The sequence below is a fragment of the uncultured Algoriphagus sp. genome, from assembly GCF_963974365.1.
GTDB lineage: Bacteria > Bacteroidota > Bacteroidia > Cytophagales > Cyclobacteriaceae > Algoriphagus.
Genome location: NZ_CAXBBX010000005.1, coordinates 83,770 through 108,254, shown reverse-complemented (window position 1 = coordinate 108,254; position 24,485 = coordinate 83,770). Strand labels below are relative to the sequence as shown.

Sequence of the window (24,485 nt, the reverse complement as noted above, 5' to 3'; positions counted from 1 at the left end):
TTTATATGAAGTTAAAGGACATTGTAAATAGAGAATTAGTCAATCTTACGAATTGCGAACAAGAGCCAATTCACATCCCAGGAAGTATTCAACCGCATGGATTTCTAATTGGGCTCAATGAAGATTCATTGCTGATTGACTACTGCAGTGCAAATTCTGCTCAGTTTATAGGCATTTCCCATCAGGAGATCCTTGGGAAAACGTTTCAGGATGTTTTTGGGAAAAAGGCAAAAAAAGACTTACTGGATTACATTTCAAAAGACAGAATGTTGTCCTCTTTGCTTCATAAAACCAAACTCCTTGGAAATGATTTTTTGTGTACAGTTCACAAAAGTGAGTCAACCTATATTCTAGAAGCTGAGCCTGTTCTCAAAAAAGCTAAAAAGGTCAATGAGGTGTATGACCATACCTCTCAATTTCTTTCCTACATGCATACCACAAATAGTCTTAAAGAACTATGCAGCTTGGTAGCTAAAGGAACCAGAGAAATCACCGGCTATGATCGTGTGATGATCTATAGGTTTGATGAAAATTACAACGGTGAGGTTTACGCGGAAAGCTGTCGCGAGGATCTGGAGCCGTTTTTAGGTCTGCACTATCCGCATACTGATATTCCACCTCAAGCAAGGGAGCTGTATATGAAGAATCTGCTTCGTCTAATCGCAGATATTGATTATACTCCCGTACCTATTTTCACAGTAGATGATCAGGAGAATAAGAACCTCGATCTCAGTCTTTCAATATTGCGCAGCACCTCTCCTATCCATGTGAAATATTTACATAACATGGGTGTAGGCGCAACGCTGACAATTTCTTTGATCCACAAACAAAAACTTTGGGGCCTGATTGCCTGTCATCATTATTCTCCAAAAAACCTTTCTCCGGAAATACGGCTTGCTGCACAATTACAGGGACATTTTATCACTTCCCAAATCGATGTTAGGCAATCGAATGAAGAGTATGAAGTCTCCAGAAAAGTAAATACGGCATATGACAAAGCGGACTCATTCGAACTTTCTGAGGATCGCAATTCCTTCTATGAGTTGATCGAGCGACCAGAAATCCTAGCTCTTTGCAATGCTGCAGGTGTTTCCATTGTTTTTGAAGGAGAAGTCTATTTGAATGGAACCACTCCAACAGAGCAGGAGGTAAAATTTCTGGCAGATTATTTTGCAGAAAACACATCTCATACCAGTATTTCTACAAGTAAACTGGTAGAGATACTGCCTGAATTTAGAAGCCTCTGCAAAAACACTGCAGGAGCAATTTATCATTCCCTGGATATTGAAAGTAATAACTGCATCATCTGGTATAGACCAGAAACCAAAACAGAAGTTAATTGGGCGGGAGATCCAAGCAAATCTATAATTTTGGACAAAAAGGGCTTGTCTCCAAGAAACTCCTTTAAGCTCTGGAAAGAAATCGTGGACTGTACAAGTAAACCATGGATTCAACCGGAACTGGAAACTGCAGCAGCTTTTGCTAATGGCCTTCAGCGACAGATTAATTTGATAAAAATCACGCAGGAAGAGAAGAAATACCGAAAGCTCAGTGAAATGCTAAAGGAAGCAAACGCAGAGCTTGAAAACATGAACTGGATCAGTTCCCATGATCTACAGGAACCACTTCGAAAAATGCAGCTGATTTCGTCTCATTTACTCTACGAAGATAAGGTATCCGAAAGTGTGCATCACTCACTGACACGCCTCAATCTCTCCGCTGAGCGGATGAGAACTTTGCTTCAGGATATCCTGAAATACACCCGTCTGAAGTATTCTGAAGATGATTTTGAATTGGTGAACATAGATAAATTGGTTCATGAAGTGGCGGATGAGTTGAGCGATGGAGCAGATTCTATCAGATTTGAAATGAGCAATCTCCCTACCATTCCTGGAGTACCTTTTTTTCTTAAACAGCTGTTTTCCAATCTTCTTTCCAATTCCATCAAATATTCGAAGGCAGATGTGACTCCAATAATTCAGATCGCTGGCAAAAAAGCCCCTAAAAATTACCCCACTGCTGAAGACAAGCCATATCATGTGATTTCAGTTAAAGACAACGGAATCGGCTTCGAACAGAAATATGCGGAATCCATTTTCAACGTCTTCAAGCGTCTACATCTCTCTTCAGAATACAGCGGCTCAGGAGTGGGACTAGCACTTTGCAAGAAAATCGTGAAAAATCATAATGGGCACATCACGGCTAAAAGCACGCCTGGAAAAGGCACGGAAATCACACTTTATTTCCCCACAGAGCAATAAGAAAAGGTAGCTTGGTAAGCTTTAGGTTGAGCTCGTTGCTCATCAAATCTCAGGAATTGATTACTGCTTGCTGATGATTTTGATCAGCATTCCTTTGGATACCTGATCGTTCAAGTGCATACCATTCAATAAGGAAAGTTCCTCATGACGCTCCGCTGGCATTCCATAATATTTTAAGGCTGCCTCTAAAGACATTGCATTTGGAATGGTTTTGATTCTGATAACTTCCGGCTTACGATTCAACTTTTCTGAATCTCGCAATTCCTTAAAATCCCGTATCGTCTTTGCGAAAATAGCTTGATAGGAATTAAAATTAGCTATATCCGTCACCCCCATGAGACTGTAAATATTCCCTTCAAACTGAATTAGAGAAGAAAGAACTCGAAGGGTAGCAGCTTGCTCTTCTAGTCGATCTCCAACCAACAGTACAGCTGGCATTCCGTTAATAGTTTCCTTCTTAGATTCTACCAGCGTCAATCCATAGTTTTCTAAAATTGCATTCGCAGCCTCCTCTAGGTTAGCTCCAGATGCTAAAGTGAGAATCATTACCGCATCGCCCTCTGCTGGCGCCATTTGAAACTGTTGTGGAGAATTTTGATACTGCCACCCAGTTGGAACAGGAAACTGGATTTTCAAAACTGGATGATAGAATGCACTGTTCTCCACAAAGCCTTGTTTGGGATCTGCACCCACAATCAAGCCATCAATTTTCCTTAGGTAACTATCTCGATTTATTTCAAACTCGGTCAATTTGGACTTATCCTGCCACTTTTGCGCAAGCACCTCCACGGTTGCATTTCGTTCTACTGGGGATGGGTGGGTGGAAAGAAAAGGAGGAATTTCATCCGCTCCTGTATTTGTTTGCTGTCTTTCCAGCGTCTCAAAAAAGTCAGCCATTTCTTTTGCATCATACCCGATCTGGGAAGAATATTCCACACCTAGCTCATCTGACTGTCTCTCAGCATCTCTACCAAACTTCAATAAAGCTAATTGCATTCCTTGGGAGAGAGGGTCCATAAACTGACCAAGCTCTGGAACCAAAATGATCCCAGCAATAAGACCCAGCTGTCCAAGAATTTGATTTCGTTGCTGTATTACTGAATGCCTCGCCGTGACATGACCGATCTCATGTCCCAGCACCCCGGCAAACTCAGCTTCATTGTTAAAATGCGCCATGATGCCACGTGTGAAATAAACAAAGCCACCCGGCAAGGCAAAAGCATTAATCACAGGTGAATCGACTATTTTGAACTCATAGGCCAATTTTGGGCGATGTGAAATAGCTGCCATTTCATTTCCCTTTGTGGTAATAAACTGCTGGAGTTCTGGATCTTCATACAATCCAAAAAAGGCAACAACCTCTGGATCCGACTGCTGTCCCATAGCGATTTCCTGAGCTTCAGACATCAAAACAAGTTGCTTTTTTCCAGTTACTGGATTGATGGCGCATGATCCTAAACTCAAGAGAAAAAGGGCCGAAAAGAGGCTAAGGTAATTCTTAAAAGTTCTCATTAGAGGTTGAGGTTGGTGGCTATCTGTTAATGAGGTATTGAAAAATTCATTCCAATTAATTTCGGAAAGGGAAGTAGCCTTCATCGCGGGTGATTTGGAAAATCTTGAGTAAAGACATTCACGGCGACAAAGCTATGGCTCTTTGACAATAGCAAGACTAACTATATCGCTTACGCTCTTTCTTTATAATTAACCCCTCCGTGAATCTCTGCCCAAAACTCCGCGCCCACCGCGGTAAAAACCCAGCCACAAAAAAAACCGAGCCTCGCAGCCCGGTTTTTACTTTTATGTCAATCTGGATTAGTCGACGAGCGATACGGTGATAGCATCACCCTCTTTAGTCACTTTGGCAACTCCCTTGCCTGTAAGGCCTTTCATTGCTACATCCCATTTCTTTCCGCTTAGTCCTGCTTTTCCTTTCAGATCTGCTATCGCCACTGGAGACTCTGCTTTTAGCAATTCGAAGATACCTTTTTCCTCCTCAGTCATTTCCACCTGCTTTTTCTCAGGTCTCATTTGAGGGAAGAATAGTACTTCCTGTATCGTGGTATTGTCTGTCATCAACATAGTCAGACGGTCTATACCGATTCCCAAACCTGAGGTTGGAGGCATGCCGTACTCCAAGGCACGTAGGAAATCCTCATCCATCGCCATCGCCTCGTCGTCACCACGCTCAGCCAATTTCAACTGATCTTCAAAGCGCTCACGCTGATCGATAGGATCGTTTAGCTCGGTGTAGGCATTCCCGATTTCCTTACCATTCACAAACAGCTCAAATCGCTCCACCAAGCCTGGTTCAGTTCTATGCTTTTTCGCCAGAGGCGTCATCTCTATCGGATAATCGGTGATGTACGTTGGCTGGATCAAATGTGACTCCACCTTCTCAGAGAAGATTTCATCCACTAGTTTGCCCTTACCCATAGTCGCATCAGTCTCTATGCCCATTTCCGCACAAACCTTACGAAGACCTTCCTCATCCAACTTACTCACGTCGACACCAGTATATTCCTTGATAGAATCGTACATCGTCAATCTTCTATACGGTCCGGCAAATTCAATCTCGTTCTTACCTACTTTAATTTTGGTTTTGCCATGAATGGCTTCGCAAACTTGCTCGATCATTTCCTCGACCATTTCCATCATCCAGATGTAGTCTTTGTAGGCTACATAGATTTCCATGGAAGTAAATTCTGGGTTATGTGTGCGATCCATGCCTTCATTTCTGAACATTTTCCCAAACTCATACACCCCATCAAATCCACCTACGATCAATCTCTTCAGGTATAGCTCGTTCGCAATTCTCAAGAAAAGCGGCATATCCAAGGTATTGTGATGCGTATCAAATGGACGCGCTGCAGCCCCACCATGCACAGCTTGCAGGATTGGGGTCTCTACTTCAAGCCATCCATGATCATCAAAATAGCGACGCATCTGAGTGATAATTCTAGAGCGAGTAATAAAGGTCTTCTTCACCTCAGGATTCACTGTCAAATCCACATAACGCTGACGGTATCTCATCTCAGGATCAGTAAATCCATCGTGCACATTGCCGTCTTCGTCTCTTTTCACCACCGGAAGTGGCTTTACAGATTTAGAAAGCACGGTCAACTCAGTTACGTGAAGAGAAATCTCTCCAGTCTGCGTAGTGAAAATATAGCCTTTCAGCCCCAAGAAATCACCAATTCCCAAGAGCTTTTTGAATACAGAATTGTATAAAGTCTTGTCTTCGCCTTCGCAAATATCATCGCGACGAACGTAAAACTGTAATCTGCCAGTAGCATCCTGAATCTCGCCAAAAGAAGCTGAACCCATGATTCTACGGCTCATCAAACGTCCTGCTATCGAAATGCTCTTATAGTCATTCTTGCGATTTTCATAGTTACGATGAATATCCTCCGCAGTGACATTGATCGGAAACGCCTCAGCTGGATAGGGATTGATTCCCAGTTTCATCAGTTCTTCCCGATCTTTACGTCTTTCTATTTCCTGTTCGCTCAAAAGTTGCATTTGTATTGATTTGAGATTTGTTGTCTATATTATTGTTGGGTGTCAGATGACTGATGTCAGATGTTTGTCACAACCATGCAACTTTACCACCTTTTCACTTTCTAACTCACACTTTTCTCTTTACTTGGCAAACATCGGTCACCCGACATCGGACATCAAGCCTTTTATTTCTCCTTCTTTCTTCTCTCCACTTCTTTCTTGATCATCGAAAACTCGCGACTGCTTTGACCAGCTATACTGGAATTCTCAGAAGCTCTACGGATCAGGTAAGGCATTACCTTTTCCACAGGTCCATAAGGAACATATTTCAAAACCCGATAACCTGCATCTGCGAGATTAAAGGAAATATTATCACTCATTCCATAGAGCTGCGCAAAGAAAACACGGTCAGACTCTTTGTCGATTCCATACTTTTCGATCAGCTCTACTACAAGATGATTACTTGCTTCATTATGCGATCCACTTACTAAGTATACTCCATTAGCAATACAAAACTCCACACCTAGATTATAGTCCGTATCAGTAGCCGATTTGCTAGGTTGAATAGGACTAGGATAGCCCATTTCTTCCGCTCTCTCTGCCTCTTTCTCCATGTATGCACCGCGTACCAACTTAGCTCCTAAAAGAAACCCAAGTTCATCTGCCAAAACTTTAGCTTCCTTCAATCTCCCCAGCATGTCGTGGCGATACATCTGATATGTATTATATACCACACATCTTTCCTTATTGTATTTCTCCATGGCTTCATAGGTCAGTGTGTCGACCACATCTTGAAACCATGACTCTTCTGCATCGATCAAGATCTTCAATCCTAAATCATAGGCTGTTTTGCAAAGTAAATCCACTCGGGCTTTACAACGCTCATACGCCTGATATTCGGCTGGAACGAGAGCCTCACCTGCTTGGATTTTGATCAGAATATGGTAATCTCCCAAACCAGTAACCTTAATTACTCCGAAAGGCATGTAATCAGTTTTGGCTGACTCCACCATCGTCTGCCGGATCTCCTCACAGGTTTTATCAAAACTCTCTTCGTCGCCTTTTCCTTCCACAGAGTAGTCCAAGATTGACTCCACTCCAAATTTGGCAAGACTTTTACAATCTTCGATAGTTTCTGAGATTGTTTCACCCCCACAGAAGTGCCCAAACATGGTTTGCTTCATAATACCTTTGATAGGCAAATGAAGCGCAAAACCGATTTTGGTCAGTGCAATCCCCATATCTGAGACAAATTTATTGTTCAACATGGCAAAGACTAAATGCATTTTTTTCAGTTCTGCATCACTTTTTGAGGCAAAGGCAACCTTTAAGTTGTCAAAAGAAATAGTGGGTTTGGCGGGCATAATCCAGAAATAAAGCTGCAAAGATATCAAAAAAACTGCTTTTGGGTTGGTTTTGTTGGGATAATTGAACCAGTGAAAAGCGACTGTATTGTAGGCATTAGAGACTGGAGAAAAGCAATTGCTTGTTTCCTTATGTGATTCATTACAAGTACAGGTGAAATTTCACCAAGACTCTTATTCTTTTTAAAAACCAACATCCTTTCTCCTTAAACCCTACCGGCATTTTTAAATTATTCCAAAAAAAATTTTACAGCTCCAAAGAGAAGTATTTTCATATAAGTCAAAATATAATTCCGAAAGCACTGAATTTTTTGTCAAGATTTAGAAATATTCAACAAATCACCTGAATCTTTGCCGATTAAATAATACCTGTGGCGAAAAATTAATTTTGATTTTAAAAATCACCACTTTACATTTGGCACATGTTAAACACAGCAGCGACATATTTTAGCTTCTTTTACTTTTACTTTCGAAGACAAAATCGAATCGGAGTTGTGTATTGCCTTGCCTAAACTAAGAAACAAAATATAACACATAAAGCCCGATTCGAAAGAGTCGGGCTTTTTTCATTTAAAGCTCAGTAATTATGAAATCGAGCATGACAAAAAACATCACCAAGTGCGATGATATAAACCATGCGAGATTCCATGTGACCATTGAAATTAAACAACAAACACATGAAAGATCACAAGCAAATCAAAGACTGGGGCCTAGGACTTACAGGCCCGACCATCATCGCAGGACCTTGCTCCGCGGAGACTCCAGAGCAAATCGAGCAGATTTGTATCGAGATGAAGGAAAACAATGTAATTCCATCTATGTTCCGTGCCGGAATCTGGAAGCCAAGAACTAGACCAGGAAGCTTCGAAGGCATCGGGGAAGAAGGACTAAAATGGATGGAGATCGTTCGTCACCACCTAAACATTCCTATCACGGTAGAAGTTGGAAATGCAGCTCATGCTGAAATCGCCCTTAGAAACAACGTGGACGTAGTTTGGGTTGGAGCCAGAACTACTGTAAACCCTTTCGCAGTTCAGGAAATCGCTGACGCATTAGCAGGTTCTGACATCCCAGTGATGGTGAAAAACCCGATGAACCCTGATTTAGATCTTTGGATTGGAGCATTGGAAAGGTTCCATGCAGTGGGTCTTACGAAGTTGGCCGCCATTCACAGAGGATTCTCTGATGCATACGACAAGCGATTCAGAAACAAGCCAAACTGGTCTATGCCTATGCACTTGAAGCGTGTTTGGACTGGAATGGAAGTAATCAACGATCCTTCTCACATTGTGGGTAAAAGAGATGGAATCCTTGAGATTTCTCAGAAGGCGATGAACTTCGGTTTGGATGGCTTGATGATCGAAACTCACCATGATCCGGACAAAGCTTGGTCTGATGCTAAGCAGCAAGTGACTCCAGCTCGTTTGAAAGAAATTCTTTCTGCTATCGATTTCAAAAAACCACTGGAATCTGAGCAGCCAAGTGAGCGTCTGAACGACCTGAGAAGAGCTGTTGATCACATGGATGATCAGTTGTTGGATATACTTCAGGAAAGATTTGCGGTGATCGATCAGATCGGTGCACACAAAAGAGAGCACCATCTATCCGTATTTCAGTCTGATCGCTGGAAAGATGTGATGGAAAGCCGTACTCAAAAAGGCGTGGCTAAGAATCTTAGCGAAAAATTCATGAAGGAGTTGCTTTATTGTATTCACGAAGAGTCAGTAAAACGTCAGGAAAAACAGCTTAGAGAAGCTGACCCTGTAAAGAAGTAATCCTTAACAGTTGATAGTTTGCAGGCTTTAGTCCATGGCTTGTAGCCTACATTCCATCAAAAATTGCTAACATATAATCACTGAGCTTATTCAAGTCTGAGGGGAATTTTTCTCCTCAGACTTTTATATCCTATTTTTAAGCTCAGTAAACCTCAGTCTTCGTGAACTCAATTATCTTTTCTGAAAATGCATCTGTGGATTTGACCGCCGTTCTTGGCGAAATCAAATTTTCCAGCCTCTTTATCCTCACAGATGAAAACACCAAGGAACATTGCCTTCCCTTGGTAGAAGAAGTTTTCCCTTCGAACAGCACTTTTTATACGATTGATTCTGGCGAAAAAAACAAAACCATCGCTACCTGTATGAATATCTGGGCAGCGATGACTGAAGCCCAGCTTGACAGAAAGGCGCTTTTCATAAATATTGGAGGTGGCGTTTTGGGAGATATGGGTGGCTTTTGCGCCAGCATATACAAAAGAGGAATTCGCTTTATCAATATGCCAACTACCCTACTTTCACAGGTAGACGCGAGTGTTGGTGGAAAATTGGGTGTAGATTTCGAAGGATTGAAAAATCACTTAGGCGTATTCAATGAACCAGAGACGGTCATAGTTGCCTCAGAATTCCTAAAGACTCTACCTCAGCAAGAACTAAGATCCGGTTTTGCAGAGATCATCAAACACGGTTTGATTCGGGATAAAAAATATTTTGAAAGTCTGGATTTTGAGCATTGGGAAAAATCCTACTGGACTCCGCTAATCCACCATTCTGTGGAGATCAAAAAAGCCGTAGTCAAAGAAGATCCTAAGGAAGCTGGCTTGAGAAAAATCCTGAATTTTGGACATACGATAGGCCATGCTTTTGAAACATATTTTTTGGACGGACCTAGACATTTATTACATGGAGAAGCCATAGCAGTCGGCATGATTTGCGAAGCTTGGCTCTCGCACAAGAAATTAGACCTTTCGATGGCAGAAGTGAAGCAAATTCAAGCTGCCTTTTTGAAAGTTTATGGCAAAATAGAAATCCTTGAAACTGACCTTCCCGCGGTTCTTGATTTCTGCCTGCAAGACAAGAAAAACGAAGGCAAAGAATTGATGTTTTCTCTGCTCAGTTCCATCGGCGATTGCACATACAACACTCCTGTCACCCGAGCCGAAATCAGGGAAGCAATCCATTATTACCAAAATTTACCTCAGACCTAATTCGATTTATTTTGACTACTGAAACCAAAGAAACGATTCATCTGGCCCAAATATCAGATTTTTCGTCTACACATATTCCACTTCCTTCTTCCAAAAGCGAATCCAATCGCGTGCTTATCATCGACGCGCTTACCGAAGGAAAGAATCACTTAAGCAACCTGGCTGAAGCCCGCGACACACAGACGATGATCAGTCTGCTGGAAAAGAATCCTCCGGTTTTTGATGTATTGGACGCTGGGACTACAATGCGATTTTTGACAGCTTATGCTGCCATCACCAATCAAAACAAAGTCTTGACCGGTACTCCGCGAATGTGTGAGCGTCCAATCGGTATTTTGGTGGATGCATTGAGAACTGTGGGAGCGGAAATCCATTACCTGGGAGTAGAAGGCTATCCTCCTATGGCGATTCATGGACTTTCGGAGCAGAAAAGCGATAAAGTAAAAATTCGGGGAGATGTTTCCAGCCAATATATTTCTGCGATGCTCATGATCGCGCCTTTGTTGCCGAACGGGCTGGAACTGGAATTGGAAGGAAAGGTTGGTTCTCGCTCCTATATAGAAATGACGTTGGATTCCATGTCTCAGTTTGGAATCAACTACGAATGGAAAGACAACAAAATCTCTGTTACTCATCAGGCTTACCAGCCCACTACATTCGCAGTAGAAAGCGACTGGTCAGGCGCCGGATACTGGTTTAGCTTATTGGCCTGCGCCGATTCCGGGGAGCTTTTCCTTTCTGGTTTGAAAGAAAACAGTCTTCAGGGAGATTCCGCTGTGGTAGAAATCATGGGACAATTGGGAATAAAGAGCACTTTTAAAGATGGTGGCGTTTTACTGGAAAAACAGCCTGTGAAAGGATTAAAGCACTGGGATTTTACTCATTGCCCAGACTTAGCTCAGACTATCGCAGTGACCTGTGCCATTTTGGGTCAAAACGCGACCTTCACCGGCTTGGAAAGTTTGAAAATCAAGGAAACAGACCGGATTTATGCGCTGCAGCAAGAATTGGCTAAGTTCAATGCTGACTTGAAGGAAATCGAACCGGAAGTGTATCAGGTGATTCCTTCAGTGACCATGCCTGCTGAAGTAAAAATCCACACCTATGATGACCATAGAATGGCTATGGCTTTTATGCCTTTGATCACCAAAACGCGGGTAAGTATAGAAGATCCTTCCGTAGTGGACAAATCTTATCCAAGCTTCTGGAAACACTGTCAGTTAGCCGGCATTTCTATCGTCAGTCAATCTTAATCTATGAGCACGCTTAAAATAGCCATTCAGGGAGTTCCGGGCTCCTTTCACCATCAAGTTGCCTTGCGTAATTTTGGTGAGGAAATAGAAATCCTAGATTTCACCACCTTCGAACCGGTAGCAAGAGCTGTGGCAAATGGTGAAGCTGACTTTGCAGTGATGGCCATCGAAAACTCCATAGCTGGAGCGATTTTGCCAAATTACGATCTAATAGATCGTTACGGCCTGAGCATTCGCGATGAATATTACCTTCCTATTGGACATCAATTCATGGCTCTTCCAGGCCAGACTATCAAGGATATTTCAGAAGTCCGATCACATCCTATGGCACTTTTGCAGTGCAAAGCTTTTTTTGCGCAGCACCCACATATCAAGCTCAAAGAAGATACAGACACTGCTTCTGTGGCAAGAGATATCGCAGCCGGAAACTGGAAGGGAATAGCCGCAATTGCATCCAGCATCGCAGCCGAGATCTATGGAATGGAGATCATCGCTCCGGATATTCAGACGGTGAAAAGCAATTTTACCCGTTTTATCATTCTTCAGAAAGAATCAGTAAAACCATCCACTGAGGTTAATAAAGCATCGATTAAAGTCACCATTCAAAATCAAAAAGGTGGATTAGCGAAGTTGCTGACTTTGATTTCTGAAAACGGAATAGATCTGAGCAAAATCCAGTCAATTCCAGTGATCGAAAAACCTTGGGAATATGCATTTTTCATAGACTTGGTCTTTGATGATCATGCCATATTCACACAGACAATTGAAGAAATTCGAGCTAGCTTTGGAGAAGTGAAAATTTTTGGAGAATACCTTAGCAGGAAATAATTATCCGCATTGGTACTATCACCCAAACACACTTTACTCACCCCGTCCGAAGACCAAAGACGGATGACCGAAGTAGCCCAAATGGCAGTCTTAAACAAATCCTAGAATGCTTTAGTCTCTTTACAGATACAAAAACAGAAATAAATAAAATAAGAATAGATAAATGAAAGGCTTTGCAGATCGAGTCAACAGTGTAGAAGAGTATTACTTTTCAGCCAAACTCCGAGAGGTAAATCAGATGATTGCCGAAGGAAAACCTGTCATTAATCTTGGGATTGGAAGTCCGGATTTGGCTCCAGATAAAAAAGTGACAGATGCACTGAAAAGCACCTCGGACAATCCACAGGCACATGGGTACCAGAGCTACCAAGGCATTCCGGAACTGAGATCTTCCATCGCTAATTTCTACGCAAGAGAATACGGAGTCAGCCTAGATCCGAATAGGGAGATTTTACCGATGATGGGCTCCAAGGAAGGAATCATGCATCTGAGTATGACTTTTTTGAATCCGGGAGACGAGGTTTTGATCCCTAATCCTGGCTATCCCACTTACACCTCAGTTACCAATTTGCTGGGTGCAAAACCTCTTTATTACGGAATTGACCTGACTAAATCGGGAAGACCGAATCTGGAAGAATTGGAAAGTCAGGATTTGAGTAAAGTGAAACTCATGTGGATTAACTATCCGCACATGCCTACCGGAGCTGCGGGAAGCCGGGAGATTTTGCAGGAATTGGTAGCCTTTGCCAAAAAGCATGAAATTGTCTTACTTCATGACAACCCTTACAGCCATATTCTGACGAAAGAGCCGATGAGTATTTTATCAATTCCAGGTGCCAAAGAGGTTGCCATGGAATTGAATTCACTTAGTAAGGCTTTCAATATGCCAGGCTGGCGAGTTGGAATGCTTGCAGGTCGGGAAGACTGGATAGCAAAAGTTCTGAAGGTGAAAAGCAATATGGACTCCGGGATGTTTTTGGGAATTCAGAAGGGCGCAATAGCAGCACTGAATTTAGGAGACAGTTGGTTTTCGGATATTGAAAGCACTTATCAAAGCCGCAGAAAACTAGTCTGGAAACTTGCAGACAAGCTTAACCTGACTTATGACACCAAAGCAGCAGGTCTATTCGTCTGGTGCCAAGTGCCTGAGGGAAAAACTGCCGATCAAATTGTGGATGAATTACTATACGAGAAAAATATATTTATCACGCCTGGAAAAATCTTTGGTTCTGCCGGCGAAAGCTATGTACGCTTCTCGCTCTGCATACCTGAGTTCAAGATCTTGGAGGCAATAAACAGGATTAAATAAATTGACCGATGACGGATGACCGAAGACACGAATTTGCTGGTGTTGAACGAATCCTATGATGCTTTCATCTTTTTTTTGAAGAAAAGCAAAGATTAATCTAAACTACTAACTATGAAAAAAATACATATTATAGGCTTAGGACTTCTGGGAGGCTCTTTCGGCTTGGCAGCAGCCAAAAAGTTTCCAGACATTTCGATCACTGGATCGGATGCTGACGAGAAGAATTTGCAGGATGCGTTGAATCTGGGGATCATCCAAGAAGCAAAAGATGCTCCTGATGCAGATACAGATATTGTAATATTGGCAACTCCTGCCGACACACTGAATGAACTTCTTCTAAAAACGCTTGATCAAGCAGGTGAAAACACCTTGGTTTTTGATGTGGGTTCTACGAAAGCCAAACTATGTGCTTTGGTGGCTGATCACCCTAAAAGAAAACACTATCTCGCGGCTCACCCGATTGCAGGAACTGAATATTCGGGGCCAAAAGCAGCTTTTGGGGATTTGCTAGACCGCAAAGTAATGATCATCTGTGAGTTGGAACAAACGGATCTTAGTCTGAAGGAGAAAGCCTATGAGCTATTTGATGCACTGAATCTGAAATTGAGATTTATGGATCCGGAGGAGCACGATCGCCATTTGGCTTTTGTATCTCATCTTTCGCATATTTCTTCCTTTATGCTGGGCAAAACAGTATTACAGAAAATGGAAGACGAGAAAAACATCTTCGATATGGCAGGCTCAGGCTTTTCCTCTACTGTACGACTGGCGAAATCAAGTCCAGCGATGTGGGCTCCTATTTTCACTGAAAATAAGGACAACATCTTATCTGCCTTGGATGGTTATATTTCCAATTTGACTGCTTTCCGTGAGAAAATTGCCGCCAGTGATAGCATTGGACTATCTGATGAAATGACTGAAATCAATAAAATCAGGGATATTCTGGATTTGGAAAAATGAAGTGATTTCGAGTTTCATCGATATGATTTCTGAATTGTAAAAGCGCCATTTGTTAAGATATGCAGATGGCGCTTTTGTTTTTCTTAAATTCATAAATATAACTAGAAAGGATCCAAGATCAGATTAAATTCTAATTGCATTCCCAACTCAAAAATCCCTATTTTTATTCTAACCAAATCAGAATTCTATCCCTATGAAGTACTTTTTCAGTTTAGCATTTCTATTAATAGCTTTTGCTGGATTCTCACAATCTGCTGATCAATGGACGGCCGTAGAAACCCTCAACTACCCCCTTCCTAGGCATGAAAACTCGTTCGTGGAATGCAATGGTAAATTCTACCTTCTAGGCGGAAGAGGCGTCAAACCGATCGAAGAATACGATCCTAAGACTAACATGTGGAAGACACTGGCAATGGCTCCAATCGAATTCCATCATTTCCAGGCTATTTCGTATAAAAACGAAATCTATGTGATCGGCGCATTGACCGGAGGCTATCCACACGAAACCCCATTAACTCATTTTCTGATTTTCAATCCTAAAACAAATGAATGGCGAGAAGGAGCCGAAATCCCTAAAGATAGAAGAAGAGGCTCAGTAGGAGTAACAGTTCGTGGTGATAAAATCTACCTTGTATGTGGAATCGTCGATGGACACTATGCCGACTTTGTTCCGTGGTTTGACGAGTATGATACCAAAACAGGCCAATGGACAGTTCTTCCGGATGCACCAAGACCAAGAGATCACTTTGGGGCTGTACTTGTCGAAGATAAAGTATATGCTGCAGGAGGAAGAACTTCTCATGCAGAAATAGGAAAAGTGTTGGATTTAGTGATTCCTGAAGTAGATTTCTTTGACTTCAAAACTAATTCCTGGAGCACAGTAGAAGCAGGTTTGCCTACCCCAAGAGGAGGTACTTCATCCATTGGAAATGGAAAATATTTACTGGTGATGAATGGTGAAAGCACAGTTCAAGAATCATCTCATGCCGAGGTTGAAGTTCTCGATACTCGAACTGGCGAATGGTCAAGCCTTCCTGACCTGAATCAAGGGAGACATGGAACGGGAGTGATTTACTACAAAGGCAAGCTCTATGTGGCAGCTGGAAGTGCCAAACGAGGCGGAGGCCCAGAGCTGAACACCATGGAAGTACTGGACTGGAAATAAGGAATCTTTGCTTGTTGACTACCGATTTATAATTTGAGATCAGACTAGTTAGCGCTGAATTTTAAGCTCTGCTCCCTTAATTTGTCTTAACAGAACTAGTTATTTTTAAAGCTGGCTTCGATTTTGAATAAGTAGCAGCAGAACTAAACCAAACACACAAATGAAAAATTATTTAACTATCGTACTTGCACTACTATTAGCAGTACCCGTTTTTGCGCAAGACAACATGACCGTTCCTCTGATTGAAGTGGAGGGCTTTAGTGAGCGTAAGATTGCACCTGACGAGGCTGCCTTCCACATCAATTTGGAAGAAAAAGCAATGAAAGTGGTAGATGCAGTGAAAGTGCTAAATAAAAAAACTGAATTGCTGGCAGACGCTTTGAAAAAAGCAAAAATCAAAGATTACAAATTGATTGCAGACAACTATTCCGTGGATGTAAATCGAATCTATAGAAGTGGTGTTCAACGCGATTCCGGCTATGTAGCGAGGCAGTCATTACGAATCATTACATCCAGTAAAAATGAGGATTTACAAAAAATTGTAGAATCTATTCAAGGAGCTGGAGACATGAGTTTCAATTTGAATTTCCAGATTTCCGAAGCTACAAAAAAGTCTCTTGAGGATGCTCTGCTTACTGAGGCATTGAAAAATGCTGAAAGCCGTGCACAACTAATCGCACAAACATTAGGGATTAAATCTATTCGAGTACATAGAGTTTCACTAGAGTCTCAGCCTATCTCCTATGGCTATGCAAAAATGGAAATGATGCGAACTAGCGCAGACGCAGCCGCGCCACCAATGCTAAATCCAGATGACCAAAGCATTCAAAAGCGTGTTTACGTAAAATATACTTATTGATAACTAGTCCGCTTAGGCGGACTAGTTCGTATCTTTTTTAAACCAACATTTTTAACTCATCAAATTTTTAAGCAATGATTGATTCAGACATCAAAATCAAACCGGTAATCCATGATAGAATAGTTTCCAAGTGTGAGCAAATTGGATTTACAATGCCTTCAGATATTTACGTTGGCACCCTTCTAAAAACTTTAGTAGCCAGCAAGCCCTGCGGTGATTTTCTTGAATTGGGTACCGGAATCGGCCTTTCACTTTCCTGGATGGTAGAGGGGATGGATGATTGTGGAAATATTATTTCTATCGATAATGACCCGAAACTGACAGAAATAGTGGGCCAATTGTTTGATCTTGATACCAGAGTCAATATACTTTGCCAAGATGGAGCCGAATGGATCCGGAATTATACTGGAGAAAAATTTGACTTGATTTTCGCCGATGCCTGGCCAGGAAAATATAGTGTGTTGGACGAAGTTCTCAACTTGCTGAAAGTAGGTGGAATCTATGTAATCGATGATATGGATGAGCAGCCGAATTGGCCGGAAGGACATGCAGAAAAAGCCAATCAATTAGTCGAAACTTTGGAAGGGAAAAAGAACTTTTCTTTGACGAAAATGAATTGGTCTACAGGAATTATTTTGATGACAAAATTGAAGTAGTTCCCTTTTTCATTGCTCAAAGGCAAACACCCTTTTATGAAATTCCTTACTATCGCGTTCGTTCTTCTACAATTTTCGATAACTGCATTTGCGCAGACTTCAACTATCACAAGAGAACCTTTGGTGATTGGGGTAAATGTAGAAATATTTTCGGAAGCACTGAATGAGAACCGGGCATTAAACATTTACTTGCCTCCAAGTTATCATAAAGATTCTGCCGATAAATTTCCAGTGATCTATTTGTTGGATGGTGGAATGGATGAAGATTTCCTGCACATCACCGGTCTGGCTCAGTTTGCAAGTTTCCCATGGATACAAATGATTCCTGAGTCAATCGTCGTAGGAATAGTAAACGTAGATCGACAAAGGGATTTTACTTTTCCTACTACTAATAAGAAGGACAAAATAGATATCCCTTCCAGTGGTCAATCGCAGAAGTTTATCCAATTTCTATTGGATGAACTGCAACCATTCATCTCAGAAAAATACTCAAACCATCCTTCCAAAACACTGATTGGACAATCACTTGGAGGCTTGCTGGCTAGTGAAGTACTATTTCAAAAACCCAATTCATTTACCAATTACGTCATCGTAAGCCCAAGTCTTTGGTGGGATGATGAATCATTTCTTCAGCGTGAGATCCACTTTGCAAATAACTCTCCATCTATTTTTATAGCTGTAGGCAAAGAGGGAGAAGTCATGGAGCGAACCGCAAAATCACTTGCTGAAAAACTCCAAAACTCAGTACAGGAAAACGATGCGATTTTCTTTGAATTTTTAGAAAAACAAGATCACGGTGACGCTCTTCATTTGGCAGTTTATCATGCGTTTGAAAAATTTTCCCGCAAGTAATTAAAGTAAACAATAAAACATCTTGAATCACTGTACATTGATTAGTAGCCAATGGCATTGACAGGTTCATTATTGGGAATACTTATTCCAATGACCAAACTTGGCTAGAAGTAGCGTTTTGCAACGCTGAATCTGTATTGAACGACTTCTTTGGGATTGAATCTATTATCAGCGAAAAGTACCATCCTTTCAGTTGTCCTGAATAAAAAACAAGAACGCCGTTCAATTGTATGAGGTACGCTTGGGATAAGGCTATAGAGCTATTAAGTAAATGAAAAATGTGACTACTCCTATAGCCAAACCAATGATAAAAACAGTGTAAGCATGTGCCAAAAGCTTATATTTTCTATTTAAGACCTTGCCTTGATAGTAAAGGGAAATAGCCATCTGCTCTTGAACTTGTTTTTTGGATGGCAAGATTTCGTCCAGTTCTGTGAGGTATTCTTGAAGGGTAAAGTTGGAGCTAACTCCAAAAAACATCATACTAGACTTCACTTCCTCTTCATTATTTTTTCTCCTACCCAGAAATTTGGGTCTAGCTGCCTGCACTGCCAGGATAGTAGACACCAAGCAAGTAGTAATCAAAACCATAATTGGTATCAAGGTAACTGTCCTTTCGTAATCAAATTGATGGGATAACGTACCATAGCCAATAATCGCAACCACAGAAGAAATCACCAGCGCATTGATGCTGATCACAATATTGGCTTTATTGTCTGCGATCTGAAGCAGGTTACAATTATTCATGAAAGTCACACGAAAAAAAGTCTGAGTTGCTCTTTCTGTTTTATCTTTTTTTGGCTCCAAAACTTCTTCCATTTCCATAAAATTATTCAAACTGAATTTACAAAATAAATTATCGACCCGAGGTAAGTCTCTGAGAGAGTATAAATTAGCTATTTCCTCTCAAATTCATAACAAAAAGGAAATCATTGATTACTTATCCGAAATGCAAAAAGTCCCTATACTTATCCTTTAAATCAATAAGTAATGAACGATTCAAGAAGAGAATTTTTAAAGAAAGCAGCCTTGGTTACCGGTGGAGCAAGCATTTGGAGCTCCATGCCAATGGCTGTGCAACGCGCGATGGCTATTCAAGCAGCGCCGGGAACAACTTTTTATGATGCGGAGCATGTAGTGATGCTGATGCAGGAAAACAGATCTTTTGACCATTGCTTTGGCACCATGAAGGGTGTTAGAGGTTTCAATGATCCTAGAGCCATCTCTCTTCCAGACAAAAATCCAGTTTGGCTTCAGCCGGATAAAGAAGGAAATCGCTTTGCCCCTTTTCGCTTTGACATCAAAGACACAAATGCTACCTGGATGGGCGGCACGCCACATTCTTGGGAAAATCAAGTGGATGCCAGAAATGACGGAAAATATAACAATTGGATAGAGGCTAAAAGACCTGGTAAAAAACATTATAATATCCCACTGACTATGGGTTTCTATAGTCGAGAAGATTTGCCTTTCTATTATGCGCTTGCAGATGCATTCACCGTTTGTGATCAACACTTTTGCGCAGCACTGACTGGTACGACAACAAATAGAAGCTATTTCTGGACTGGAAAAACGCATGGTTCTGAAGGAGATAAAGCCAAAGTCCGAAATGGCGAACTGACTTACGGCAAAGAAGGGACTTGGAGAACTTTTCCGGAATTGCTGGAGGAAAACGATATCTCATGGAAAGTATATCAAAATGAAATCAGTCTCACGACCGAACTAGAAGGCGAAGCAGAATCGCTTTTGGCAAATTTCACTGATAATAATCTGGAGTGGTTCTCACAATTCGGAGTACGCTTTCACCCAGAGCATTACCTGTTCCTACAGAAAAGACAAAAGGCTCTTCCCGCTGAAATAGCGGAAGTCAAAGTAAAACTGGCCAGCAACCCGACCAATTTAGAGGAGCTACAAAAAGAATTGAAGGAGAAAGAAGATGGCTTGGCGTACCTGGAAGTTTACCTACAAAAATGGAATGCTGAAGAGTTCGAAAAACTCTCATACAAAGCGAAGAGTCTTCATAGAAAGGCTTTCCAAACTAATACAGGAGACCCAGATTACCATCAAACTGAAACCCTTGCTTACCAGGAAAATGGAGAAGACCGTGAAACTTTGATTCCAAAAGGAGATATTTTTCACCAATTCAGAAAGGATGTCAAAGAGGGCACTTTGCCTACTGTAACTTGGCTTGTAGCTCCGCAAAAGTTCTCTGATCATCCAAGCGCGCCTTGGTATGGTGCATGGTACGCCTCAGAGGTTATGAATATTTTGACCGAAGACCCAGAGGTGTGGAAAAAGACCATTTTCATCATCAATTACGATGAGAACGACGGGTATTTTGATCACATCCCTCCTTTTGTCCCACCAAATCCTCAAACTCCAAATGGAAAAATGTCTGATGGGCTTTCAAGTGCCGGGGAATTTGTTTTTGCTGAAGAGGAGCTAAAAGCTGGATTCAAACCTGATGAAGCCCGAACAAGTCCCGTCGGTTTAGGGTATAGAGTGCCCCTTATCATTGCATCTCCTTGGTCTCGAGGTGGATGGGTCAATTCTGAAGTTTGTGACATTACTTCTACCATCCAATTTCTGGAGACTTTCCTTTCTAAAAAAACTGGGAAGAAAATCGAGGAAACAAATATTAGCTCTTGGAGAAGAACGGTGAGTGGTGATTTGACCTCTGCTTTCCGTCCTTATAATGATGAGAAAATAAAGCATGCTGAGCCTGTGAATCAGGAGGAATTCGTGAAGCAGATTTACAATGCTAAATTCAAAAACGTCCCTACTAACTTCATCAAGTTAACGGAAGAAGAAGCGAAGAAAGAAGCTGCTAACGTTGAAAACTCATCAATTTTCGCAGTTCAGGAACAAGGCACAAAGCCTTCCAACGGATTAAAATATGATTTGCATGCAGATGGAAAAGTAAGCTCCGACGGAAATAAGTTCGTAATAACTTTCACAGCTTCGCAGGAAGTATTTGGAAAAGACGCTTTAGGCTCAGGCTTCAATGTGTATGCTCCCGGCAACTACTTAAATCCGGAGACAAAGGCTTTCGAACCAGTCAAAACATGGGCTTTTGCAGTGAAGTCAGGCGATAGTATTTCCTATGAATGGCCTGTAGAAGAATTCGAAAATGGGTTAGTTCATTTGAAAGTCTATGGCCCAAATGGTTTCTACAGGGAATTTAAAGGCAAAAATTCAACAGTTGAAGTGAGTGCAAGACCGCTTTTAAAAAACAAAAAAGTAAGTGAGGAGATTGAATTTAAGATCAAAAACACATCAGCAGCTAGCCTCACCTTGCTTGCAAAAGATGGCATTTACCTCAAACTGAATAAGGAAATCAAGCTTAAGGCTGGAGAAATGACCAACCTTAAACTTGACACTAAAAAACATAAAGGATGGTACCAAATCGCACTTTCTGCTAAGGAAGATCCAAAACTGGATATCACTTACGCAGGAAGGCTTGAAACCGGGAAAGACAGTATTTCAGATCCGCAGATGGGAAAAGTGATTTAACTACACTGACCCAAAAGCATAAAGATGATCACAAAAACCAAAATGGTTCCTAGGCAACCTCCACCTAGTTTATATGCTCCGTAGCCTGCGATTAGTCCTTTGAAAAGATTGTTCATGTTGGGAAAGTTTAGTGGTTATAATGATTGCTATGGTAACAATTCACAAGTTGTGCCATAGCAATTTTCGCTTGTTGGATGAATGAAGGTTGTTGACTCTAATGTGTGGTATGAGTTGAGACTTTCTCTGCAAATCCCCCCTAGCCCCTTTAGAAAAGGGGGATTTGGCAAATCTGAACTTCAATCACTGAATCCAAAAAGGCACTACTTTTCAGCAAAGTGCTAATAATTATTTAAGCGTTAGAATGATTTTCACCTCTTGTATGAGTAAAAAAATCCCGTTTTGAGACAAGATTCATTTCCCGAATTGGGAAAATGAAAAGTTTCTTTATAGTGTGCGGTGTTAATACAGATCGTGCCGTTGGCACTCTTGGATGACTTTCATTTATTCTTCCCCCGAATTTCGCTTCGCTGTATTCGGGGCTACTACAGGTTGTACCGTTGGTACAAAATAAATACTTTGACAAAAGCCTCTTGCCAAAGGCAAGATATGTAAAAGCCCAGAATGCAATTCTGGGTTAAAGAAATAAGACCAATGATACTGCTAGAGTGCCAACGGCACGATCAGTAATCAACGCTTTTAAAACACCAACAACCCGTGTTCTCTAAGGATTTCCCAGACTTCTGATTCCACCATCTCTTCAAAGTCGCCAAATTGAGATTCATAGCTTTCCCGGATTGGCTTTAGAGTATTTAGCTTTTGGTTATAACCCACTGTATTTAGAAGTTCAGTAACCCAGATCCCCAAATCAAGCGGTAGCTCCATAGCGAAGTCTTCTTTTTTCCCTGAAAAAATCAACTCAGACAACTCATCCTCCTCGAAAACCTGCAGCTCAGGCTGCGCCCCAATCCAAAGTATTCTGTTCCGATCTTTATATTCTGGAGCTGGCTCGTTACTGATCTCTTGAGCTATGTAATTCTTTGAAATCGTGGTCTTTGGCACCTTGGCTTCAAACCAATCCTGCAGCGGCACATCGAAGCATACTCCATGCATGTAATTGAAAAGTGATTTGCGTAAGCCCTCGCTGAAGATCTCATGATCAGCTCCCGTAGGATCATCATGAGGCAAATCATTATTTGCAAAAGTACCTTCCACAGGCATGAGATTAACTGCTCCAAAGGACTTCGGATCCAGTCCAACTGGGCTATGTGCAGTCATAGCAAATCGATGCCAGAAACCGGATTGGATCACTCCCGCTTGAATTAGCTGACGCACCATTTCCAAGGAATCAATTGTTTCCTGAGCAGTTTGGGTTGGAAAGCCATACATCAAATACGCATGAACCATGATTCCTGCTTGGGTGAAATGGTTGGTCACTTGCGCGACTTGAGAGACTGTCACTCCCTTTTTGATCATTTCCAGCAAGCGATCAGAGGCGACTTCCAAACCGCCGGAAACCGCAATACAACCAGAAGCTCTCAAAAGTCGGCAGAGGTCTGCGGTAAAACTACTTTCGAAACGGATATTCGTCCACCAAACCACAGAGAGTTCTCTGCGAAGAATCTCAATTGCCAGATCCCGCATCAACGCAGGTGGTGCTGCCTCATCCACAAAATGAAACCCATTTTCGCCAGTCTGAGCGATGATCTCCTCGATGCGATCGCATAAAATCGATGCAGTGATCGGCTCATATCTCCCGATGTAATCCAGCGACACGTCGCAAAAAGTGCATTTTCCCCAGTAGCAGCCATGTGCCAGTGTCATCTTATTCCAACGACCATCCGACCAAAGTCTATGCATTGGGTTTGCCACTTCGATCACAGAGAGGTAATCCCGAATCAGTAAATCGCTGTAATCCGGCGTACCGACTTCGCGTTGTGCCACATCTTTTACTGCGTGATTATTACAAAAAGTCACTTTACCGTCAACTCGGGTAAAGGTTCGCTTTAGCTCAGCAACCGGTATCTTCCCATCCAGATGATCGAGTAACAGCCGAATCGGTGCTTCTCCATCATCAAGTACGATAAAGTCTATATAATCAAAAACCCGAGGTTCTTTGAGTGAACGCAATTCTGTATTTGGATATCCTCCACCCATCCAAAGTACCAAGTTTGGATGATGCTTTTTCAGGTACTGACCGCATTTGAAAGCCCCGTAAAGATTTCCTGGAAATGGCACTGAAAAGGCAACAGAAGTAGGTTGGTACTGCTGTATCTTTTGCTCCAATAAATCACAAAGCAACTCATCGATCAAACCGGAAGGTTGATTCAGTGCTTCCTGCATCTCATCAAAAGTATTGGCTGACATCCCCAATCGCTCAGCATATCGGCTAAAGCCGAAATGAGGATCTATCTGCTCAGAGATCAAATCACCGATATCTTCCAGATAAAGAGTCGCGAAATACCGGGCTTTATCCCGAATCCCAAGTGTACCAAAAGCCCATTCCAGATCATCCAATTGCTCGAAGCGACTTGCCTCAGGCAGGTAATCTCCTTCAGCTATTCTATAAGCCAGCGTAGGATTTCTATCCTGTAGGAAAGCAATCACAGGATCTATGGTTTGTAGGTAATTAGCTTTCAATCGCACAATACGTGCAGCATTGTCCGACAAATCCGCCTCATTAGCTTCAATCGCTGCAAAAATCTTGGCTAATCCTGTCTTTGAAAACAACTGCAAAATCACCTCTATTCCTAGATCAACCTGATTGGATGCTACCCCGATTTGATTCATATAGCCTTTCAGATAAGCCGTAGCCGGATAAGGTGTATTTAGCTGTGTAAAAGGCGGGGTGATGAATAGAACTTTTGAAGCCAAGGGAATAGTCAAAGATTTGTGCGTGCAAGTTCGGAAGAATAGTATGAAATCTAAAGTATGAAGTTTGAAGGCTGAAAGGTGGGAAAGTGGAAAGGTTGAAAAGTTGAAAGGTGGAT

The 24,485-nt window shown here is 41.8% G+C and carries 17 protein-coding genes; 12 read left to right on the top strand and 5 right to left on the bottom strand.

Annotated elements, in window-relative coordinates; genetic code table 11:
* Window positions 1–5 precede the first annotated feature (5 nt).
* Window positions 6–2,261, top strand: a complete 2,256-nt coding sequence (locus AACZ87_RS08365) for an ATP-binding protein (RefSeq protein WP_339866366.1) — start codon at window positions 6–8, stop codon at window positions 2,259–2,261.
* A 60-nt stretch (window positions 2,262–2,321) separates the two neighbouring features.
* On the opposite strand, the gene AACZ87_RS08360 is transcribed toward AACZ87_RS08365, so the two are convergent.
* The 3 genes from AACZ87_RS08360 to AACZ87_RS08350 form a co-directional block, all read right to left on the bottom strand.
* The gene (locus AACZ87_RS08360) at window positions 2,322–3,773 is read right to left on the bottom strand and encodes a M48 family metalloprotease (RefSeq protein ID WP_339866364.1); all 1,452 of its coding nucleotides are present in this window, start codon (window positions 3,771–3,773) and stop codon (window positions 2,322–2,324) included.
* A gap of 300 nt (window positions 3,774–4,073) precedes the next feature.
* On the bottom strand, window positions 4,074–5,780 hold the full coding sequence (gene lysS / locus AACZ87_RS08355) for a lysine--tRNA ligase (protein ID WP_339866362.1): 1,707 nt from the start codon (window positions 5,778–5,780) through the stop codon (window positions 4,074–4,076).
* A 164-nt stretch (window positions 5,781–5,944) separates the two neighbouring features.
* Window positions 5,945–7,123, bottom strand: a complete 1,179-nt coding sequence (locus AACZ87_RS08350; RefSeq protein WP_339866361.1) for a proline dehydrogenase family protein — start codon at window positions 7,121–7,123, stop codon at window positions 5,945–5,947.
* A gap of 677 nt (window positions 7,124–7,800) precedes the next feature.
* Here AACZ87_RS08350 and AACZ87_RS08345 point away from each other — a divergent pair.
* From AACZ87_RS08345 to AACZ87_RS08300, 10 genes are all read left to right on the top strand, one after another.
* Window positions 7,801–8,898: a chorismate mutase gene (locus AACZ87_RS08345; protein WP_339866359.1), complete on the top strand. Its 1,098-nt coding sequence runs from the start codon at window positions 7,801–7,803 to the stop codon at window positions 8,896–8,898.
* 161 nt (window positions 8,899–9,059) lie between these two features.
* A complete protein-coding gene (aroB, locus tag AACZ87_RS08340; protein ID WP_339866357.1) occupies window positions 9,060–10,103 on the top strand; it encodes a 3-dehydroquinate synthase in 1,044 nt (347 codons plus the stop codon).
* Between the two features lie 11 nt (window positions 10,104–10,114).
* The gene (locus tag AACZ87_RS08335) at window positions 10,115–11,356 is read left to right on the top strand and encodes a 3-phosphoshikimate 1-carboxyvinyltransferase (RefSeq protein ID WP_339866355.1); all 1,242 of its coding nucleotides are present in this window, start codon (window positions 10,115–10,117) and stop codon (window positions 11,354–11,356) included.
* A gap of 3 nt (window positions 11,357–11,359) precedes the next feature.
* Window positions 11,360–12,184 carry a prephenate dehydratase gene (locus tag AACZ87_RS08330; RefSeq protein ID WP_339866354.1) on the top strand — a complete coding sequence of 275 codons (825 nt, stop codon included), beginning with the start codon at window positions 11,360–11,362 and terminating at the stop codon, window positions 12,182–12,184.
* A gap of 163 nt (window positions 12,185–12,347) precedes the next feature.
* On the top strand, window positions 12,348–13,493 hold the full coding sequence (locus tag AACZ87_RS08325; RefSeq protein ID WP_339866352.1) for an aminotransferase class I/II-fold pyridoxal phosphate-dependent enzyme: 1,146 nt from the start codon (window positions 12,348–12,350) through the stop codon (window positions 13,491–13,493).
* A gap of 111 nt (window positions 13,494–13,604) precedes the next feature.
* The gene (locus AACZ87_RS08320) at window positions 13,605–14,453 is read left to right on the top strand and encodes a prephenate dehydrogenase (RefSeq protein ID WP_339866351.1); all 849 of its coding nucleotides are present in this window, start codon (window positions 13,605–13,607) and stop codon (window positions 14,451–14,453) included.
* A 193-nt stretch (window positions 14,454–14,646) separates the two neighbouring features.
* Complete coding sequence (locus tag AACZ87_RS08315) at window positions 14,647–15,618, top strand: kelch repeat-containing protein (protein WP_339866349.1); 972 nt, start codon at window positions 14,647–14,649, stop codon at window positions 15,616–15,618.
* A 160-nt stretch (window positions 15,619–15,778) separates the two neighbouring features.
* Window positions 15,779–16,477: an SIMPL domain-containing protein gene (locus AACZ87_RS08310; RefSeq protein WP_339866348.1), complete on the top strand. Its 699-nt coding sequence runs from the start codon at window positions 15,779–15,781 to the stop codon at window positions 16,475–16,477.
* A gap of 74 nt (window positions 16,478–16,551) precedes the next feature.
* Window positions 16,552–17,133: a class I SAM-dependent methyltransferase gene (locus AACZ87_RS08305; RefSeq protein ID WP_339866346.1), complete on the top strand. Its 582-nt coding sequence runs from the start codon at window positions 16,552–16,554 to the stop codon at window positions 17,131–17,133.
* 36 nt (window positions 17,134–17,169) lie between these two features.
* Window positions 17,170–17,985: an alpha/beta hydrolase-fold protein gene (locus tag AACZ87_RS08300; protein ID WP_339866345.1), complete on the top strand. Its 816-nt coding sequence runs from the start codon at window positions 17,170–17,172 to the stop codon at window positions 17,983–17,985.
* Between the two features lie 252 nt (window positions 17,986–18,237).
* On the opposite strand, the gene AACZ87_RS08295 is transcribed toward AACZ87_RS08300, so the two are convergent.
* Window positions 18,238–18,804, bottom strand: a complete 567-nt coding sequence (locus AACZ87_RS08295) for a Pycsar system effector family protein (RefSeq protein ID WP_339866344.1) — start codon at window positions 18,802–18,804, stop codon at window positions 18,238–18,240.
* A gap of 171 nt (window positions 18,805–18,975) precedes the next feature.
* Here AACZ87_RS08295 and AACZ87_RS08290 point away from each other — a divergent pair, with 171 nt between their 5' ends.
* Window positions 18,976–21,498, top strand: a complete 2,523-nt coding sequence (locus AACZ87_RS08290) for a phospholipase C, phosphocholine-specific (protein WP_339866342.1) — start codon at window positions 18,976–18,978, stop codon at window positions 21,496–21,498.
* A 696-nt stretch (window positions 21,499–22,194) separates the two neighbouring features.
* On the opposite strand, the gene AACZ87_RS08285 is transcribed toward AACZ87_RS08290, so the two are convergent.
* Window positions 22,195–24,369 carry a radical SAM protein gene (locus tag AACZ87_RS08285; RefSeq protein ID WP_339866340.1) on the bottom strand — a complete coding sequence of 725 codons (2,175 nt, stop codon included), beginning with the start codon at window positions 24,367–24,369 and terminating at the stop codon, window positions 22,195–22,197.
* Between the last annotated feature and the right edge of the window lie 116 nt (window positions 24,370–24,485).

Excerpts from the sequence above, each read along its gene's own strand:
- AACZ87_RS08330 (WP_339866354.1), top strand. The coding sequence starts at position 11,360 with ATGAGCACGCTTAAAATAGCCATTCAGGGAGTTCCGGGCTCCTTTCAC.
- AACZ87_RS08350 (WP_339866361.1), bottom strand. The coding sequence starts at position 7,123 with ATGCCCGCCAAACCCACTATTTCTTTTGACAACTTAAAGGTTGCCTTT.
- AACZ87_RS08325 (WP_339866352.1), top strand. The coding sequence starts at position 12,348 with ATGAAAGGCTTTGCAGATCGAGTCAACAGTGTAGAAGAGTATTACTTT.
- AACZ87_RS08315 (WP_339866349.1), top strand. The coding sequence starts at position 14,647 with ATGAAGTACTTTTTCAGTTTAGCATTTCTATTAATAGCTTTTGCTGGA.
- AACZ87_RS08310 (WP_339866348.1), top strand. The coding sequence starts at position 15,779 with ATGAAAAATTATTTAACTATCGTACTTGCACTACTATTAGCAGTACCC.
- AACZ87_RS08360 (WP_339866364.1), bottom strand. The coding sequence starts at position 3,773 with ATGAGAACTTTTAAGAATTACCTTAGCCTCTTTTCGGCCCTTTTTCTC.
- AACZ87_RS08365 (WP_339866366.1), top strand. The coding sequence starts at position 6 with ATGAAGTTAAAGGACATTGTAAATAGAGAATTAGTCAATCTTACGAAT.
- lysS (WP_339866362.1), bottom strand. The coding sequence starts at position 5,780 with ATGCAACTTTTGAGCGAACAGGAAATAGAAAGACGTAAAGATCGGGAA.
- AACZ87_RS08345 (WP_339866359.1), top strand. The coding sequence starts at position 7,801 with ATGAAAGATCACAAGCAAATCAAAGACTGGGGCCTAGGACTTACAGGC.
- AACZ87_RS08290 (WP_339866342.1), top strand. The coding sequence starts at position 18,976 with ATGAACGATTCAAGAAGAGAATTTTTAAAGAAAGCAGCCTTGGTTACC.
- AACZ87_RS08320 (WP_339866351.1), top strand. The coding sequence starts at position 13,605 with ATGAAAAAAATACATATTATAGGCTTAGGACTTCTGGGAGGCTCTTTC.
- AACZ87_RS08305 (WP_339866346.1), top strand. The coding sequence starts at position 16,552 with ATGATTGATTCAGACATCAAAATCAAACCGGTAATCCATGATAGAATA.
- AACZ87_RS08300 (WP_339866345.1), top strand. The coding sequence starts at position 17,170 with ATGAAATTCCTTACTATCGCGTTCGTTCTTCTACAATTTTCGATAACT.
- AACZ87_RS08295 (WP_339866344.1), bottom strand. The coding sequence starts at position 18,804 with ATGGAAGAAGTTTTGGAGCCAAAAAAAGATAAAACAGAAAGAGCAACT.